This is a genomic window from Kluyvera georgiana ATCC 51603, assembly GCF_001654985.1.
Lineage (GTDB): Bacteria > Pseudomonadota > Gammaproteobacteria > Enterobacterales > Enterobacteriaceae > Kluyvera > Kluyvera georgiana.
Window position 1 is genome coordinate 12,683 of record NZ_LXEU01000042.1, and the last position, 16,643, is coordinate 29,325.

14 protein-coding genes are annotated in these 16,643 nt (G+C 54.1%); 12 read left to right on the forward strand and 2 right to left on the reverse strand.

Annotated features, from left to right (window positions below; all coding sequences use genetic code 11):
- Positions 1–14 precede the first annotated feature (14 nt).
- Positions 15–995, forward strand: a complete 981-nt coding sequence (araH, locus tag M989_RS09360) for an L-arabinose ABC transporter permease AraH (protein ID WP_064544623.1) — start codon at positions 15–17, stop codon at positions 993–995.
- A gap of 82 nt (positions 996–1,077) precedes the next feature.
- Here araH and uspC read toward each other — a convergent pair whose 3' ends face one another.
- Positions 1,078–1,497: a universal stress protein UspC gene (gene uspC / locus M989_RS09365; RefSeq protein ID WP_064544625.1), complete on the reverse strand. Its 420-nt coding sequence runs from the start codon at positions 1,495–1,497 to the stop codon at positions 1,078–1,080.
- A gap of 790 nt (positions 1,498–2,287) precedes the next feature.
- Between uspC and flhD the strand changes: the two genes are divergently transcribed.
- From flhD to M989_RS09400, 7 genes are all read left to right on the forward strand, one after another.
- Positions 2,288–2,638, forward strand: coding sequence for a flagellar transcriptional regulator FlhD (gene flhD, locus M989_RS09370; protein WP_064544628.1), 351 nt, complete (start codon positions 2,288–2,290; stop codon positions 2,636–2,638).
- A complete protein-coding gene (gene flhC, locus M989_RS09375) occupies positions 2,635–3,219 on the forward strand; it encodes a flagellar transcriptional regulator FlhC (protein ID WP_100249988.1) in 585 nt (194 codons plus the stop codon). Before flhD ends, flhC begins: the two co-directional genes overlap by 4 nt.
- A 124-nt stretch (positions 3,220–3,343) precedes the next feature.
- Positions 3,344–4,237 (forward strand): flagellar motor stator protein MotA, encoded by an 894-nt coding sequence (gene motA, locus M989_RS09380; protein WP_064544632.1) that lies wholly within the window; start codon positions 3,344–3,346, stop codon positions 4,235–4,237.
- Positions 4,234–5,160: a flagellar motor protein MotB gene (gene motB / locus M989_RS09385; protein ID WP_064544634.1), complete on the forward strand. Its 927-nt coding sequence runs from the start codon at positions 4,234–4,236 to the stop codon at positions 5,158–5,160. The genes motA and motB overlap by 4 nt, the downstream gene beginning before the upstream one ends.
- A 4-nt stretch (positions 5,161–5,164) precedes the next feature.
- Positions 5,165–7,195 (forward strand): chemotaxis protein CheA, encoded by a 2,031-nt coding sequence (cheA, locus tag M989_RS09390; protein WP_064544636.1) that lies wholly within the window; start codon positions 5,165–5,167, stop codon positions 7,193–7,195.
- Between the two features lie 23 nt (positions 7,196–7,218).
- Entirely contained in the window at positions 7,219–7,722 is a 504-nt protein-coding gene (cheW, locus tag M989_RS09395) for a chemotaxis protein CheW (RefSeq protein WP_064544638.1), read from the forward strand.
- 689 nt (positions 7,723–8,411) lie between these two features.
- The gene (locus tag M989_RS09400) at positions 8,412–9,680 is read left to right on the forward strand and encodes a porin (protein ID WP_083965142.1); all 1,269 of its coding nucleotides are present in this window, start codon (positions 8,412–8,414) and stop codon (positions 9,678–9,680) included.
- Between the two features lie 178 nt (positions 9,681–9,858).
- Here the strand turns inward: M989_RS09400 and M989_RS09405 are convergent, their stop codons facing one another.
- Positions 9,859–11,121 (reverse strand): dicarboxylate/amino acid:cation symporter, encoded by a 1,263-nt coding sequence (locus M989_RS09405; protein ID WP_064544642.1) that lies wholly within the window; start codon positions 11,119–11,121, stop codon positions 9,859–9,861.
- Positions 11,122–11,396: 275 nt separating this feature from the next.
- Here M989_RS09405 and tar point away from each other — a divergent pair, with 275 nt between their 5' ends.
- Genes tar through M989_RS09425 form a run of 4 tightly spaced genes read left to right on the forward strand, consistent with a single transcriptional unit; the run spans position 11,397 to position 16,638 of the window.
- A complete protein-coding gene (gene tar / locus M989_RS09410; protein ID WP_064544643.1) occupies positions 11,397–13,058 on the forward strand; it encodes a methyl-accepting chemotaxis protein II in 1,662 nt (553 codons plus the stop codon).
- A 39-nt stretch (positions 13,059–13,097) separates the two neighbouring features.
- Positions 13,098–14,702 carry a methyl-accepting chemotaxis protein gene (locus M989_RS09415; protein WP_064544645.1) on the forward strand — a complete coding sequence of 535 codons (1,605 nt, stop codon included), beginning with the start codon at positions 13,098–13,100 and terminating at the stop codon, positions 14,700–14,702.
- Between the two features lie 23 nt (positions 14,703–14,725).
- Positions 14,726–15,592, forward strand: a complete 867-nt coding sequence (gene cheR, locus M989_RS09420) for a protein-glutamate O-methyltransferase CheR (RefSeq protein WP_064544647.1) — start codon at positions 14,726–14,728, stop codon at positions 15,590–15,592.
- Positions 15,589–16,638, forward strand: coding sequence for a protein-glutamate methylesterase/protein-glutamine glutaminase (locus tag M989_RS09425; protein ID WP_064544649.1), 1,050 nt, complete (start codon positions 15,589–15,591; stop codon positions 16,636–16,638). The genes cheR and M989_RS09425 overlap by 4 nt, the downstream gene beginning before the upstream one ends.
- The last annotated feature ends 5 nt before the right edge of the window (positions 16,639–16,643 follow it).

Below are 16,643 nucleotides of genomic sequence, written 5' to 3' on the forward strand. Positions count from 1 at the left end.
GTTAGGAGGTTATGATGTCAACTGTTACTACGCCTGGCGCCCGCCGCTCGTCGTTGAGCCTTAGCCGTATCTGGGATCAGTACGGAATGCTGGTGGTCTTCGCCGCGCTGTTTATCTGCTGTGCGATTTTTGTCCCGAACTTTGCCACCTTTATCAATATGAAGGGGCTTGGGCTGGCGATCTCGATGTCGGGAATGGTGGCCTGCGGGATGCTGTTCTGCCTGGCCTCCGGCGATTTTGATCTGTCGGTTGCTTCAGTGATTGCCTGTGCGGGCGTCACGACGGCGGTGGTGATTAACGTCACTGAAAATCTGTGGATTGGCGTCTTTGCCGGGCTGCTGCTCGGGGCGGTGAGCGGGCTGGTCAACGGCTTCGTGATTGCCCGTCTTAAGATCAACGCGCTGATCACTACGCTTGCCACCATGCAGATCGTGCGCGGGCTGGCCTATATTATCTCCGATGGAAAGGCGGTAGGGATTGAGGATGAGCGTTTCTTCACCCTGGGCTACGCCAACTGGCTGGGCCTGCCGGCACCTATCTGGTTGACGGTCGGTTGCCTGATTATTTTCGGTCTTTTGCTCAACAAAACCACCTTTGGCCGTAACACGCTGGCGATCGGCGGCAATGAAGAGGCCGCTCGGCTGGCGGGGGTTCCGGTGGTGCGCACCAAGATTATTATCTTTGTGCTCTCAGGCCTGGTGTCAGCTGCCGCGGGGATCATTCTGGCCTCACGTATGACCAGCGGACAGCCCATGACGTCGATTGGCTATGAGCTGATCGTCATCTCCGCCTGCGTGCTGGGCGGCGTCTCGCTGAAAGGCGGGATTGGCAAGATATCGTACGTGGTCGCCGGGATTCTGATTCTGGGCACCGTGGAGAACGCGATGAACCTGCTCAATATCTCTCCATTCTCACAGTATGTCGTGCGCGGTTTAATTCTGTTGGCGGCGGTGATCTTCGACCGTTACAAACAGAAAGCCAAACGGAGCGTATAGCGCAGACTGTCGGCTGAAATCATTCAGGATCGCCCGGGAGAATGAACGTTCTCCCGGTTTTTGGCTTATCTCGACGACATTGTTACAACGTCACGAGCAAAACGTCCACACAGCTGGTTCCCACGATACCTTTTGCCGAGCAGGTGGCGCGGGAAAAAAAGCTTTGGTTATGGTTACCGCAGATGACCAGGTCAACCTGGTATTTTTGACTGAACACTTTGATATGTTCGCCTAATTCTCCGCAGGCGATTTGGCTTTTCCAGATGGGGTAGTCGGCCGTGTCAGCCAACGTTTGCAGGAACTGGAGGGTCTCTTCCTGCATCAGCTCCCGCAGGTTTTCCATCATCGGGGCGGCGAGTTGATTATACATTTCCGGGTCGGTTGAGAGGGTGATAAGGCTAATGCGCGCGTTGACAGGACGCGCGATGGCGACTGCTTTCCGTAGCAGGGCCTGACTTTCCGGGGTGGGGGCAACGGCCACCAGTAGATGTGAGTAAGACATCAGACCTCCTTGCTCTAATAATGCGCGCTCTCTTTTTATTCTCTTACTCTTTTTACCTCAGAGCTGCAAGGGGAAAGCAGAATAAATCTGTCTATAAGTTAACCTAATACATAAGTTTTTTTATGCGAATAAATGCGTAATTATTGTACAGATTGCATAAGCGACGCTGAATATATCATGTAATCAAAACAGCGAATAAACATTTAATTTATGCTGAATTAATGTTAATGAAAGGTAAATAATATGCAAATGAATATACGGCAAATCATTCGATGTTTCAATTTATTGAATTTACGATGAATTTTATATATTAGATGAAGCTATGATCTGTGATAATTTTTTCGCAATTGTCTCAAGTAAAGTTGCCCACCGTCGAAGGTTATTGGATAGTTTCGGTGAATGAATATCCGTCAGGCAGGAATAAAACAGCGTTTTGAATGGTTATTTATTGTTCAAAATACAACTATGACTAATGGATACGGTGTAAAAATACGGTTTGATTTTGTGATGTTGATCACATAAATTTCAAATTAACAGTGAAGTAACATTGTATGTGTCACATCTGGCGAGTAAAGTTGCGTCGAATTAGGAAAAATCTTAGTAAATTGTAAGAAATGTTTAGAATTGCCGGGCCGTGCGATCAAAACGTTACCCGGCGATGGGGCATGAGATTCACCTAATCGGCTACGCATTTTGACCGATTCTTTTTTTATCGGGCCTTGCCCGACGACATCACGGGGTATGCGGATTTTCCGCATAAAGTACAAATTGGTTATTCGGGATGGGGAAAATGCATACATCCGAGTTGCTAAAGCACATCTATGACATCAACTTGTCTTACTTGCTTCTTGCACAGCGTTTGATCGGTCAGGATAAGGCTTCAGCCATGTTCCGCCTCGGTATCAACGAGGATATGGCGAAAGTCCTCGGGGAACTGACGCTCCCGCAGATGGTGAAACTGGCCGAAACCAATCAATTGGTTTGTCAGTTCCGTTTTGATGACTCACAAACCATCACCCGTCTGACGCAGGAATCACGGGTTGACGATTTACAGCAAATCCATACCGGCATTCTGCTCTCCACACGCCTGCTGAATCAGGCCAGTCATTCAGGCGAACCTGCCCGTAAGAAAAGGGCTTGACCATGAGCGAAAAAAGCATTGTTCAGGAAGCACGCGATATTCAGCTCGCCATGGAGCTGATTACCCTGGGCGCGCGTTTGCAAATGCTTGAAAGCGAAACACAATTGAGCCGTGGTCGTTTGATTAAGCTCTACAAAGAACTTCGCGGCAGCCCGCCGCCGAAAGGAATGCTACCGTTTTCCACGGACTGGTTTATGACGTGGGAGCAGAATATTCACTCTTCCATGTTCTGCAATGCCTGGCAGTTCTTACTCAAAAGTGGGCAATGTTCTGGCGTCGATGCTGTGATCAAGGCTTACCGTCTCTACCTCGAGCAGTGCCCTCAGCAAGATGCCGGGCCACTGTTGGCCCTGACGCGTGCGTGGACGTTGGTTCGTTTTGTCGAAAGCGGCATGCTTGAACTCTCCAGCTGTAACGCCTGCGGCGGTAACTTTATCACCCACGCCCACCAGCCCGTTGGTAGCTTTGTATGCAGCTTATGCCAGCCGCCATCACGGGCCGTAAAAAGACGTAAACTTTCTGAGGATCTTGCCGATAGTAATCCACAACTGCTGGATGAACAGATAGAGCAAGCTGTTTAAACCCCACACGGTGTGGCGAAAACACTCCAGCAGCAGCCATTATGGCCGCTGCTTTTTTTTGCCTGCGCGTGGGTGAAATTGCTCATCTGTCTCCTCTCTTAGTCAACAGTGGAAGGATGATAGCGTGCTGATCTTAATAGGTTACCTGGTCGTTTTGGGGACAGTTTTCGGCGGTTACATGATGACTGGCGGACACCTTGGAGCACTGTATCAACCAGCCGAGCTGGTTATTATCGGCGGGGCGGGGGTTGGCGCGTTCATCGTGGGCAACAACGGCAAGGCCATTAAGGGCACGCTGAAAGCATTGCCTTTGCTGTTCCGCCGCTCAAAGTACACCAAAACGATGTATATGGATTTGCTGGCGCTGCTCTATCGCCTGATGGCTAAGTCACGCCAGCAGGGGATGTTTTCGCTCGAGCGCGATATTGAAAATCCAAAAGAGAGCGAAATTTTCGCCAGCTACCCGCGGATCCTCGCCGATACGGTGATGCTGGAATTTATCGTCGACTATCTGCGCCTGATCATCAGCGGCAACATGAACACCTTCGAAATTGAAGCGTTGATGGATGAAGAAATCGAAACCCACGAAAGCGAAAGCGAAGTGCCGGCCAACAGCCTGGCGCTGGTGGGAGATTCGCTGCCGGCGTTTGGTATTGTTGCGGCGGTCATGGGCGTGGTACACGCCTTAGGTTCAGCCGACCGTCCGGCGGCAGAGCTGGGGGCGCTGATTGCCCACGCGATGGTCGGTACGTTCCTTGGGATCCTGCTGGCCTATGGCTTTGTTTCACCGCTCGCGAGCGTGCTGCGTCAAAAGAGCGCGGAAACGACGAAGATGATGCAGTGCGTCAAAATTACGCTGCTGTCTAACCTCAACGGCTACGCGCCGCCGATCGCCGTCGAATTTGGCCGCAAAACGCTTTACACCAGTGAACGTCCGTCGTTTATCGAGCTGGAAGAGCACGTCCGTGCGGTACGTAACCCGGCGGGGCAACAGCAAACGACCACCGAGGACGCATGAAGAATCAATCGCATCCTATTGTCGTCGTTAAGCGGCGTAAACATAAATCGCACGGTAGCGCGCATGGCTCGTGGAAGATTGCCTATGCCGACTTTATGACGGCTATGATGGCGTTCTTCCTGGTGATGTGGCTGATCTCCATCTCCAGCCCGAAAGAGCTGATTCAGATAGCCGAATACTTCCGTACGCCGCTGGCCACCGCGATCACCGGAGGCCAGCGGATGGCGAACAGCGAGAGTCCGATTCCCGGAGGCGGTGATGATGTCACCCAGCAACAGGGCGAAGTACACAAGCAGCCGAACATCGACGACCTGAAAAAACGGATGGAAACCAATCGCCTGAAACGTATTCGTGGCGAACTGGACCAGCTGATTGAGGCCGATCCCAAGCTGCGTGCGCTGCGTCCGCATCTGAAAATTGACCTCGTGCAGGAAGGGCTGCGTATTCAGATTATCGACAGCCAGAACCGACCGATGTTTAAAACCGGCAGCGCCGAAGTGGAACCTTACATGCGCGATATTCTCCGTGCGATTGCGCCGGTGCTGAACGAAATTCCCAATAAGGTCAGCCTGGCCGGTCATACGGACGACTATCCGTATGCCACCGGGGAGCGTGGCTACAGCAACTGGGAGCTGTCGGCAGATCGCGCCAACGCTTCCCGCCGTGAACTGGTGGCCGGCGGGCTGGATGATGGCAAAGTTTTACGCGTGATCGGGATGTCAAACTCGATGCGCTTATCAGAGCACGGCGGCAACGATGCGATTAACCGTCGCATCAGCCTGCTGGTGCTGAATAACCAGGCTGAGCAGGCCATTCTCCATGAGAATGCCGAGAGCCAGAATGAACCTTTAAGCGTATTACCGTCGCCGACGACCTCACCGTCTGCATCAGGTACTACGGCGCCACAACCCGACTCGAGGTGATTGCGTGAGCATGGATATCAGCGATTTTTATCAAACATTTTTTGATGAGGCCGACGAGCTGTTGGCCGATATGGAACAGCATCTGCTGGATCTGGCGGTGGATGACCCTGACGCTGAACAGTTGAACGCGATCTTCCGCGCGGCGCACTCGATCAAGGGCGGGGCGGGCACTTTCGGCTTCTCCGTGCTGCAGGAAACGACGCATCTGATGGAGAACCTGCTGGATGAGGCACGCCGCGGGGAGATGAAGCTCAACACCGATATTATCAACCTGTTTTTGGAAACCAAAGATATTATGCAGGAACAGCTCGACGCCTATAAAAGCTCCAGCGAACCGGATGCTGCCAGCTTCGAATATATCTGCAACGCTCTGCGCCAACTGGCGCTGGAGGCGAAAGGCGAAAGCGTCCCACCGGTGGCCGCAAGCGCCCGTCTGAGCGTGGTCGACAACAGTCAGCAGGCCGAGACGGTAGCGATCGATACCGCAGCCGCCGGCAAAATCCAGATCACGCTGTCGCGCCTGAAGCCCGGTGAACCCGATATGCTGGAAGAGGAGCTGGGCAATCTGGCGACGCTGACCCAGGTCAACAAAACGGCCGATAGCCTCACCGCGGTGATCGACAGTAGCGTGGATCAGGACGATATCGTCGCCGTGCTGTGTTTCGTTATCGAGGCAGACCAGATAGCCTTCACCACCGTTGCCGCAGCGACAGAGCCTACGGTCGTGGAAATAGCCGAAGCCGAAGAGATCGTGGAGCTGCCGGTTGTCGCGCCAGCGGCGCCGGTAGCCGCCGCAAGCCAGACGGCGCCCCGCGTAGAACGCGAAAAGCCCGCGGCGCGCAGCAGTGAATCGACCAGTATCCGCGTGGCCGTTGAGAAGGTCGATCAGTTGATTAACCTGGTTGGCGAGCTGGTCATCACTCAGTCGATGCTGGCCCAGCGTTCCAACGCGCTGGATCCGGTCTCGCACGGCGACCTGATTACCAGCATGGGCCAGCTCCAGCGCAACGCGCGCGACCTGCAGGAGTCCGTGATGTCTATCCGCATGATGCCGATGGAGTATGTCTTTAGCCGCTTCCCGCGTCTGGTGCGCGATCTGGCGGGTAAGCTCGGTAAGCAGGTAGAGCTGACGCTGATGGGCAGCTCCACTGAGCTGGATAAAAGCCTGATTGAACGCATTATCGACCCGTTAACTCACCTGGTGCGCAACAGCCTCGACCACGGTATCGAGCTGCCGGAAACGCGTCTGGCGGCAGGGAAATCTGCCGTGGGTAACCTGATTCTCTCCGCAGAACATCAGGGGGGCAATATCTGTATTGAAGTGACAGACGATGGCGCGGGACTGAACCGCGAACGCATTCTGGCAAAAGCGCTGTCGCAGGGGATGGCCGTCAGCGAAAGCATGACCGATGAAGAGGTCGGCATGCTGATCTTCGCACCGGGTTTCTCCACCGCCGAACAGGTGACCGACGTTTCCGGGCGCGGCGTGGGGATGGACGTGGTAAAACGAAATATTCAGGAGATGGGCGGCCACGTTGAAATTCAGTCGAAGCAGGGCGCGGGGACGACGATCCGCATTCTGCTGCCGCTGACGCTGGCGATTCTTGATGGTATGTCGGTGAAGGTCAGCGAAGAGGTCTTTATTCTGCCGCTCAACGCGGTGATGGAATCTTTGCAGCCGCGTGAAGAAGATCTGCATCCGTTGGCGGGCGGCGAGCGCGTACTGGAAGTTCGCGGCGAATATCTGCCGCTGGTGGAACTGTGGAAAGCTTTCGATGTACAGGGCGCGAAAACCGAGGCTACGCAGGGCATTGTCGTCATCCTGCAAAGCGCCGGTCGACGCTATGCGCTATTGGTCGATCAGCTCATTGGTCAGCACCAGGTGGTGGTGAAAAACCTCGAAAGCAACTATCGCAAAGTGCCGGGCATCTCGGCGGCGACCATCCTTGGCGACGGTAGCGTCGCGCTGATTGTTGACGTCTCCGCCCTGCAGGGACTGAATCGTGATAAACGTCTGGCGAACACAGCCGCCTGAAACGCAGAAAAAAGGTAGAAAACATGACCGGTATGACGAATGTAACAAAGCTGGCGGGAGAACCGACAGGTCAGGAATTTCTGGTATTTACCCTGGGCAACGAAGAGTACGGTATCGATATCCTGAAGGTGCAGGAGATTCGGGGTTACGACCAGGTCACACGCATTGCCAACACGCCAGCCTTTATTAAAGGCGTCACCAATCTGCGCGGCGTGATCGTGCCGATTGTCGATCTGCGGGTGAAGTTCAGCCAGCAGGACGTTGAGTACAACGACAACACCGTGGTGATCGTACTGAACCTCGGTCAGCGCGTCGTCGGGATCGTGGTTGACGGCGTTTCCGATGTGCTGTCGCTGGCAGCGGAGCAGATTCGTCCGGCACCTGAGTTTGCCGTCACGCTGTCTACGGAATATCTCACCGGGCTTGGCGCGTTGGGCGACCGGATGCTGATTCTGGTTAATATCGAAAAGCTGCTGAATAGCGAAGAGATGGCCCTGCTGGATAGCGCAGCTAACCACGCGGCATGATGAGCTCAGGCCCGGCGGCATATGACGTCGGGCCTGTATTATAAAGAGCCGCTAACGCAAATTCGTTTTTATTAAAATAAGATAATGAAAAAAGTGTGCGATAACCGCGTGCAGAGATAACATTTCTTACTGCTTTCTTTTTCCATTTTTGACCCTCTTTTCCTGTTATTCTGAAAAATACATCACTCGATTGAATGTAATTATTAAATCAATTTATTATATAAATAGGCTAATCGAGAAGAGGCGACGTGCATTTATTTTAAATAAAGATTGTTAATCTTTAACCTACCGAATTATTCGATAAATTAGCCTGCTATGATAAAAGTGTGTTAAAAATAAGCGTGATAAATGCTGTTGTTAACATTCATTAATGTTTCTTAGTTAAATCTTAATGGTTTAATTTAAATATTAAGAAACACTTTATTTCAAAAAATAAGTAAATCGCTAATAATTTGAATTAAATAATAATTATTTTTGTTGTTTTTAAAACATTCTGTGAAAGGGTGAAAGAAAATAATTCTTAGTGATCGCTCTCTTATTTTTTATTTTTGTGCATAGAAAATAAAATCGTTCTGTCATTAATATCTGCTCGTGGAAATAATTTGTTTTCCCGACTTACTAAATTAAAGCAGTCAAAAAAACGAACTTAAATATTAGGTTAAGGGACTTCTATGCGCGTAAAAAAAGTAATGATTAAACCCTCTATTATCGCTCTGGCTATTACTGCGGCGGTAGGCGCTCCGGCTTGTGCTCTGGCAAGCAGCGGCGATTTTGCGTCACCGGCATATACGGCGACGCAAACAAAAGGGGAAATGGTCTATAAAAGCGATGATACCGCAGTGTCGATTATGGGTTCCGTGCGATTAATGGCGAAAGATGATTCCGCGCATAGCGTAGAACATAATATTCAGAATAATGACTCGCGTTTGGGCGTCGCATTACGGCAGAAAATTAATGACAAAGGTTATTATGCGGTCGGTTATTACGAAACCGGTATTCACGGTCTGGATTCCGCCACCGACGATCAGGGCAATGATGTCTATACCCGTCAGGCGTACGCCGGGCTGGGCAATGATGAATATGGTGTAATCACATTTGGTAAACAGTATGCGCCAACGGATTGGGGGCTGGGTATTGATACCACTTATGCCTACGGTGGTAAGGCGAAACACGATACCGCCGGGATGTCGACGGATATTATTAACTCAGCGGCTATCTATTACTACAACACCAAAGAATTTACCGTCGGCGTCATGGGCCAGGGTAATGATGACGTGGATAAAATTGGCTTCGGTAGCGGTTATGGCGACGGCCCGGATATGCACGACGCCTACCATGACGGTTCTGCCACCGTTCACGGCGGCGCGGCGCTTGCGGCGCAGTATCGCTTTGACAATGGCTTCTCTGTTTCCGGCGCGGCAGCGTACAACAACTATACCGTTAACCAGGGTACCACGACGACCAATATGACCTATTACGACCAGAATAATAACCCAATGGGCACCGTACCGGTCACCAACGTCACCGGCCCGTCATACGATGGTAATACCTACTCGATGGGCTTAAACGCCAAGTACACCGCCAATTTCGACGGCTTTACCTGGTATAACGCCGCGCAGGCGACTTACTACATCAACAAAGTTGACGATGTTCACGCGGCGGTCAGCGGCACCAGCAACGCCACCGACGATCAGGAAACTATCCTGGGCCTGGAATATGCTTCTCAGTTCAAAATTACGCCGGAGTGGAGCATTTACGCTAACTTTGACTGGACCGAAGGCGGCGATGCGATGGACGGACAGCATTTCCAGTCCACCACGCTGGGGACTGACTACTGGTTAGGTAAAAACGCCGTCACCTATATCGAATACGGCTATGAGAAAGCCAGCGGCAATACCGATGACTCTTATAACGTCTCCGATCACCTGGCTGCGGTAGGCCTGCGTATCTTTATCTAAATGCTGTAAACCCCCATCTTATGCCAGTGGGGTGGGGGCCGTACTTTTCATTTGCTCTTGTTACTACTGTGTTGATATCGCTGTGGGGAGGGGGAGTGCTTCGCGGCGAGAATGGCCGGTATATTTTCTATTTAGCCAGACCCTGAGGTCTGGCTTTTCTTTTGTGTCGGCCTGGCGTTTACATATTCTGCTGTACGACTTCGGGTTCTTCCTGCGCCAGCTCGCCCTCGTTCTGCGACAGCATCGCCGTTGCGACCCCGTTACCCAGTACGTTAATAGCCGAACGGCCCATATCGAGGAAGTGGTCAATGCCCATCAGCAGCAGGATACCCGCAACCGGAATATTAAAGCTCGGAATGGTCGCCGCCAGCACCACCAGCGCCGAACGTGGCACCCCGGCAATCCCTTTGGATGCCAGCATCAGCGTCAGCATCAGTACCGCAATTTCGGAGAAGCCCAAATGAATATTGTAGGCCTGTGCGATAAACATCGACGCAAAGGAGCAGTACACCATTGAGCCGACAAGGTTAAAGGAATAACCAATCGGCAAGACGAAGGAGACGATGTTGCGCGAGCAGCCGAATTGGGTCAGCTGTTCCAGCGTCTTCGGATAGGCGGCCTCGGAACTGCTGGTGGTAAATGCAACCAGCACCGGATCCTTCAGCATGCTGAGCAGGCGGAACACCTCTTTCTTCAGCACCATATAACCGATGGCCACCAGCACGCAGCAGGTCAACAGAATGGCCAGGTAGTAGCCGCCGATGAATGAAGCATAGTTCAGCAGGATCCCCAGCCCTTCGGTAGCGATGACCGAGGAGATGGCGGCAAAAATGGCCAGCGGCGCAACGTACATCACGTAGCCGGTGACTTTCAGCATGATATGCGAGACCACATCCAGCGCGGCCACCAACGGCGCGTTGAATTTCTGTCCCAGTGAAGCCCCGCCGATGCCGAAGAACATCGAGAAGACCACAATCTGCAGAATTTCGTTATTCGCCATCGCGCCGACGATGCTGGTCGGGATGGTATGTGAAAGGAAGCCCTTCAGACTCATGCCGCTGACCGCCAGACCGGTATCAACCGCGTCTTTTGGCACGGTCAGATTCAGACCCGCCCCCGGCTGTTGCAGGGTGACGATAAACAGGCCCACCAGAATCGACAGCACCGAAGAGCTGATAAACCACACCATCGCTTTACCGCCGACGCGGCCAATCGTCGAGGTTTCACCCAGCTTCATGATCCCGACCGTTAAGGTGCTGAACACCAACGGTGCGATGACCATTTTGATTAGCCGGAGGAATATATCCGTCAGAAGAGTGATGTTACCAGACCACACTTCGATGGTGGTTGCTGATGCATAGGAATGGATCATTGCGCCGGTGAGAATCCCCGCCAGCATGAAAATCACGATAAAAATCGTGAGCTTATTTGCGTTTGCCACAAAAAATACCCCGTCAGATTACGAAAAAGCCCTGCGATGAAAAAATGATTTTTTAGTTATTAAATACCATCAATTTATTCACCACATAAATTGTATGAAAGTGAGGGGATTTACAACTTTTTTTTATATTTTATAAAAAGCGTTGTGATTCAGTCGCTCACGTCCACAGCCGTTTTGCTGCCCGGGAACGCCCACGATTTTTACCCCGCCCGCACATAAAGTTTCTTTTTGGGATGCCGATAACAGCGAATAACACGTCATTGAGAAGGTGCTGTATGTTAAACCGTATCCGCGTTGTCACGCTGCTGATGTTGGTGCTGGTCGTCTTCGCACTTTTGCAGTTGGTCTCCGGAGGCTTTTTGTTCTCCTCGCTGCATCAAAACCAACAGAGTTTTGCGCAATCTAACACGCTTCGCACGCAACAGGCCGAACTCACCAAAGCGTGGGATCTGCTGCTGCAAACCCGCATCAACCTGAGCCGTTCTTCGGCGCGGATGATGATGGACACCGCTAACCAGCAAAGCAGCGCCAAAACGGAATTGCTGAAAAATGCACGCACCACGCTAACCCAGGCGGCAGAACACTTTGCCCGCTTTAGCGAACTGCCCTCGCAGCCGGCGATGAACGACGCCAGCGAGCAGGTTACAAAGGCCTATCAAAACTATTCCGCGGCGTTACAGGAACTGGTGGGGTTCCTGGAAGGCGGTAATATGGACGCCTATTTTGCCCAGCCGACGCAAGGCATGCAGAACGCCATGGGCGAGGCGATGAATCAGTACGCCACGCAAAGTGAAGCGCTCTATCAGCGCGCCTTTACCACCAGCAGCAGCGACTACCAGATTGCCCGCTGGCAGCTGGCGATACTGGCGGTAGTGCTGGTGATTGTGGTGGTCGGCGCCTGGTTTGGCATCCGCGCGATTCTGCTGAAACCTCTGGCCTCGGTGATGGCGCACATTCGCCAGATTGCCGCCGGTGATTTAACTCAGCGCCTGACCCTGCGCGGGCGTAACGAAGTGACCGAACTGGCCGATACGGTCAGCCATATGCAAAGCGCGCTGATTGATACCGTGGCGCACGTCCGGGAAGGCGCGGAAGCTATCTATCACGGCACCAGCGAAATCGCCGCCGGCAATAACGATCTTTCCGCCCGCACCGAACAGCAGTCGGCGTCGCTGGAAGAGACGGCGGCCAGCATGGAGCAACTGACCGCAACGGTGAAGCAGAATGCCGAAAACGCGCGTCAGGCGTCACAGCTGGCGCAACGCGCATCTGACACCGCGCAACATGGCGGCAGCGTGGTGAACGGCGTGGTGAATACCATGCACGAGATTGCCGCCAGCTCGCAGAAAATTTCCGATATTACCGGCGTCATTGACGGCATTGCGTTCCAGACCAACATTCTGGCGCTGAACGCCGCCGTGGAAGCCGCGCGTGCCGGGGAGCAGGGGCGGGGATTTGCGGTGGTGGCTGGCGAAGTGCGTAACCTGGCCAGCCGCAGCGCTCAGGCCGCAAAAGAGATTAAAGCGCTGATTGAAGACTCCGTTGCGCGCGTAGAAACCGGCTCCGTGCAGGTTGAGACGGCGGGTGAAACGATGACCGATATCGTCAATGCCGTGACCCGCGTCACCGACATTATGGGGGAAATCGCTTCGGCTTCTGACGAACAGAGTCGGGGTATCGATCAGGTCGCCATCGCCGTTGCGGAGATGGACAGCGTCACCCAGCAAAACGCCTCGCTGGTGGAAGAGTCAGCATCTGCCGCCGCCGCGCTGGAAGAACAAGCCGAACGCCTGAACCAGGCGGTTGCGGCATTCCGATTGAACGTCGCCTCAGGAAATAGAGCGACGACATCAGTACCGGCGGCGGCAACGTTGGCGATACCTCGCCAGGCTTCCGCCGCCAATCGAACCTCTGATTCTAACTGGGAAACCTTTTAATTTTATCTGCGGTCAAGGGCCGCCTCCAGGAGTGTGGTGATGCTTTATCGTATTCGAATCTCTACCACGTTGTTTCTGATTTTGATTCTCTGCGGCATTTTGCAGATTGGCAGTAACGGACTCTCTTTTTGGGCGTTTCGCGACGGACAAAACAATATTTATCGGGTGGATCAGAGCAGCCAGCAGCTAAGCACGCTCACGGAATCACGTGCCGCCATGCTGCAGGCCAGCACCATGCTCAATAAAGCCGGTACGCTGGCGGCGCTGAGCTATCCACCTAATGAAGTGCGCGCCATGGTTGACGACGTGAAGCAGAACCTTTCGCAAGGCGAAGCGCTGTTTCAGGGCTTTATGGCGCTGCAACTGATGAGCGAGAGCGATAAGGCGTTGCAAGAGCAGACGGCGAAAAGTTTTACCACCTGGCACGAGATGCTGGCGCATCAGGTCGCCTGGCTGGAAAACAATCAGCTCTCTGAATATGTCGCTGCGCCGGTGCAGAAAACGCAGGACCAGTTCGATGCCAACTATGAAAGCTGGCGCAAGAATATTGAGCGCTATGTGGCGGCGGCGAAAAGCGAAAGCCAGGACGATTATGCGCGCTCCACGATGATGTTTATCGCGATGGTGATTATCTCCGTGGCGATCACCCTCGCTTCGCTGTGGTGGGTACGCCGTATGGTGGTCAAGCCGCTGGCTATTATCAGCAGCCATTTTGACAGCATTGCCAAAGGCAATCTGGCCCGGCCAATTGCGGTGTACGGTAAAAATGAAATCAGCGCCATTTTCGCCGGACTGAAGTCGATGCAGCAATCTCTGCGTAAAACGGTAGGCGAAGTGCGTCAGGGGAGTTTCGCGATGCACACCGGGATCTCAGAAATTGCCGCTGGCAACAACGACCTCTCTTCCCGTACGGAACAACAGGCGGCATCGTTGGCGCAAACCGCGGCAAGCATGGAACAGTTAACGGCGACCGTCAGCCAGAACGCCGACAACGCGCGGCAGGCTTCTCATCTGGCCCACGGCGCGGCGGACACTGCCAAGCGCGGCGGCGAGCAGGCCAACCATGTTGCGCAGACCATGCACAATATCGCCACCAGTTCGAAGAAAATCAGCGACATTATCAGCGTCATTGACGGCATTGCCTTCCAGACCAACATCCTGGCGCTGAACGCCGCCGTGGAAGCGGCGCGTGCGGGCGAGCAGGGGCGCGGGTTTGCGGTGGTGGCCGGTGAAGTGCGTAACCTCGCCAGCCGCAGCGCCCAGGCGGCAAAAGAGATCAAAGTGCTGATCGAAGAGTCGGTGGCCCGCGTACAGGAAGGATCGGCGCTGGTCGAAACCTCGGCCAGCACCATGAGCGAGATAGTCCAGTCGGTCACCCGAGTAAACGACATCATGGGGGAAATCGCCTCCGCCTCGGACGAACAGCGCCGGGGCATTGAACAGGTCGCGCTGGCCGTCAGCCAGATGGACCAGGTGACGCAACAGAACGCCGCGCTGGTGGAAGAAGGGGCGGCCGCCACTGAACAGTTGGCAGGTCAGGCCGATCGCTTAACCTCCGTGGTTTCTGTGTTTGAACTCGAAGAAGTGAAGGTGGCCGCCGAGCGTGAAAACGTCTCGCTGGCCGCAGTACCTGCTGTTTCCTGAATGATGTGATGTAAGAAGGCGCTATGACTGTATCTCTGCCAAATGGGCAATCGCAATTACTGAGCCAGCTGACGCAGCGCCTGACGCTTACCGACGCGCAGTTTCGTCGGATCTGTCAACTGATCTACCAGCGCGCCGGGATCGTGCTGGCGGATCACAAGCGTGACATGGTTTACAACCGTCTGGTTCGACGCCTGCGGGCATTGAATCTGGATGATTTTGGTCACTATCTCAGCCTGCTGGAGGCCAACGGAGACAGCGCCGAGTGGCAGGCGTTTATCAATTCGCTGACCACCAACCTGACGGCGTTCTTCCGCGAGGCGCACCATTTCCCGACGCTGGCGGAGCATGCTGCGCGTCGGCAGGGGGAATATCGGGTCTGGAGCGCCGCCGCGTCGACGGGGGAAGAGCCGTACTCCATCGCCATTACTCTGGCCGATACCCTGGGCACCGCGCCGGGTCGCTGGAAGGTGTTTGCCAGCGATATTGACACCGAAGTACTGGAAAAAGCGCAAAACGGTATTTATCGCATGGAGGAGCTGAAAACGCTCTCGCAGCAGCAGCTGCAGCGCTATTTCATGCGCGGAACCGGCCCGCACGAGGGGCTGGTACGGGTGCGTAACGAGCTGGCGAACTACGTGGATTTCACCACGCTGAACCTGCTCAATGCGCACTACAACGTTCCCGGGCCATTTGACGCAATTTTCTGCCGTAACGTAATGATTTATTTCGATAAAACAACGCAGCAGGAGATCCTCAAGCGCTTTGTGCCCCTGCTGAAACCCGACGGGCTGCTGTTTGCCGGGCATTCGGAAAACTTTAGCCATCTTGCCCGTGAGTTCAGCCTGCGCGGACAGACGGTCTATGCGCTAAGTAAGGGAAGAGCATGAGTAAAATCAGAGTCTTGTCGGTAGATGATTCGGCGCTGATGCGCCAGATCATGACGGAGATTATTAACAGCCACGACGATATGGAGATGGTGGCTACCGCACCGGATCCGCTGGTGGCTCGGGATCTGATTAAAAAATTCAATCCGGACGTGCTGACGCTGGACGTTGAAATGCCGCGCATGGACGGCCTCGATTTTCTCGAGAAACTGATGCGCTTGCGGCCGATGCCGGTGGTGATGGTCTCCTCGCTGACCGGGAAAGGGTCGGAGGTGACGTTGCGTGCGCTGGAGCTTGGCGCGGTGGACTTTGTCACCAAGCCACAGCTGGGGATCCGTGAAGGCATGCTGGCCTACAGCGAAACCATTGCCGACAAGGTACGGGCCGCCTCCCGCGCCCGGATTAGCGCGCACAAGCCACTCGCAGCCCCCGTGACGCTAAAAGCAGGGCCGCTGCTCAGCTCTGAGAAGCTGATCGCTATCGGTGCCTCTACCGGCGGCACTGAGGCGATTCGCCACGTGCTGCAGCCGTTGCCGCTCTCCAGCCCCGCGCTGCTGATTACCCAGCATATGCCGCCGGGCTTTACCCGTTCGTTTGCCGAACGGCTCAACAAGCTTTGCCAGATTACGGTGAAAGAAGCGGAAGACGGCGAGCGCGTACTGCCGGGCCACGCCTACATTGCGCCGGGCGACAAGCATATGGAGCTGGCGCGCAGCGGAGCAAACTATCAAATCAAAATTCACGACGGGCCGCCGGTTAATCGCCATCGCCCGTCGGTTGATGTGCTGTTTCATTCGGTTGCGAAGCACGCGGGGCGCAACGCCGTGGGGGTGATCCTCACCGGCATGGGCAACGACGGTGCGGCTGGGATGCATGCGATGTACCAGGCCGGTGCCTGGACCATTGCGCAGAATGAAGCCAGTTGTGTGGTGTTCGGCATGCCGCGTGAGGCCATCAATACCGGTGGCGTCAGCGAAGTGGTCGATCTTAGCCAGGTAAGCCAGCAGATGCTGGCGAAAATCAGTGCCGGACAGGCAATACGTATTTGATCAGG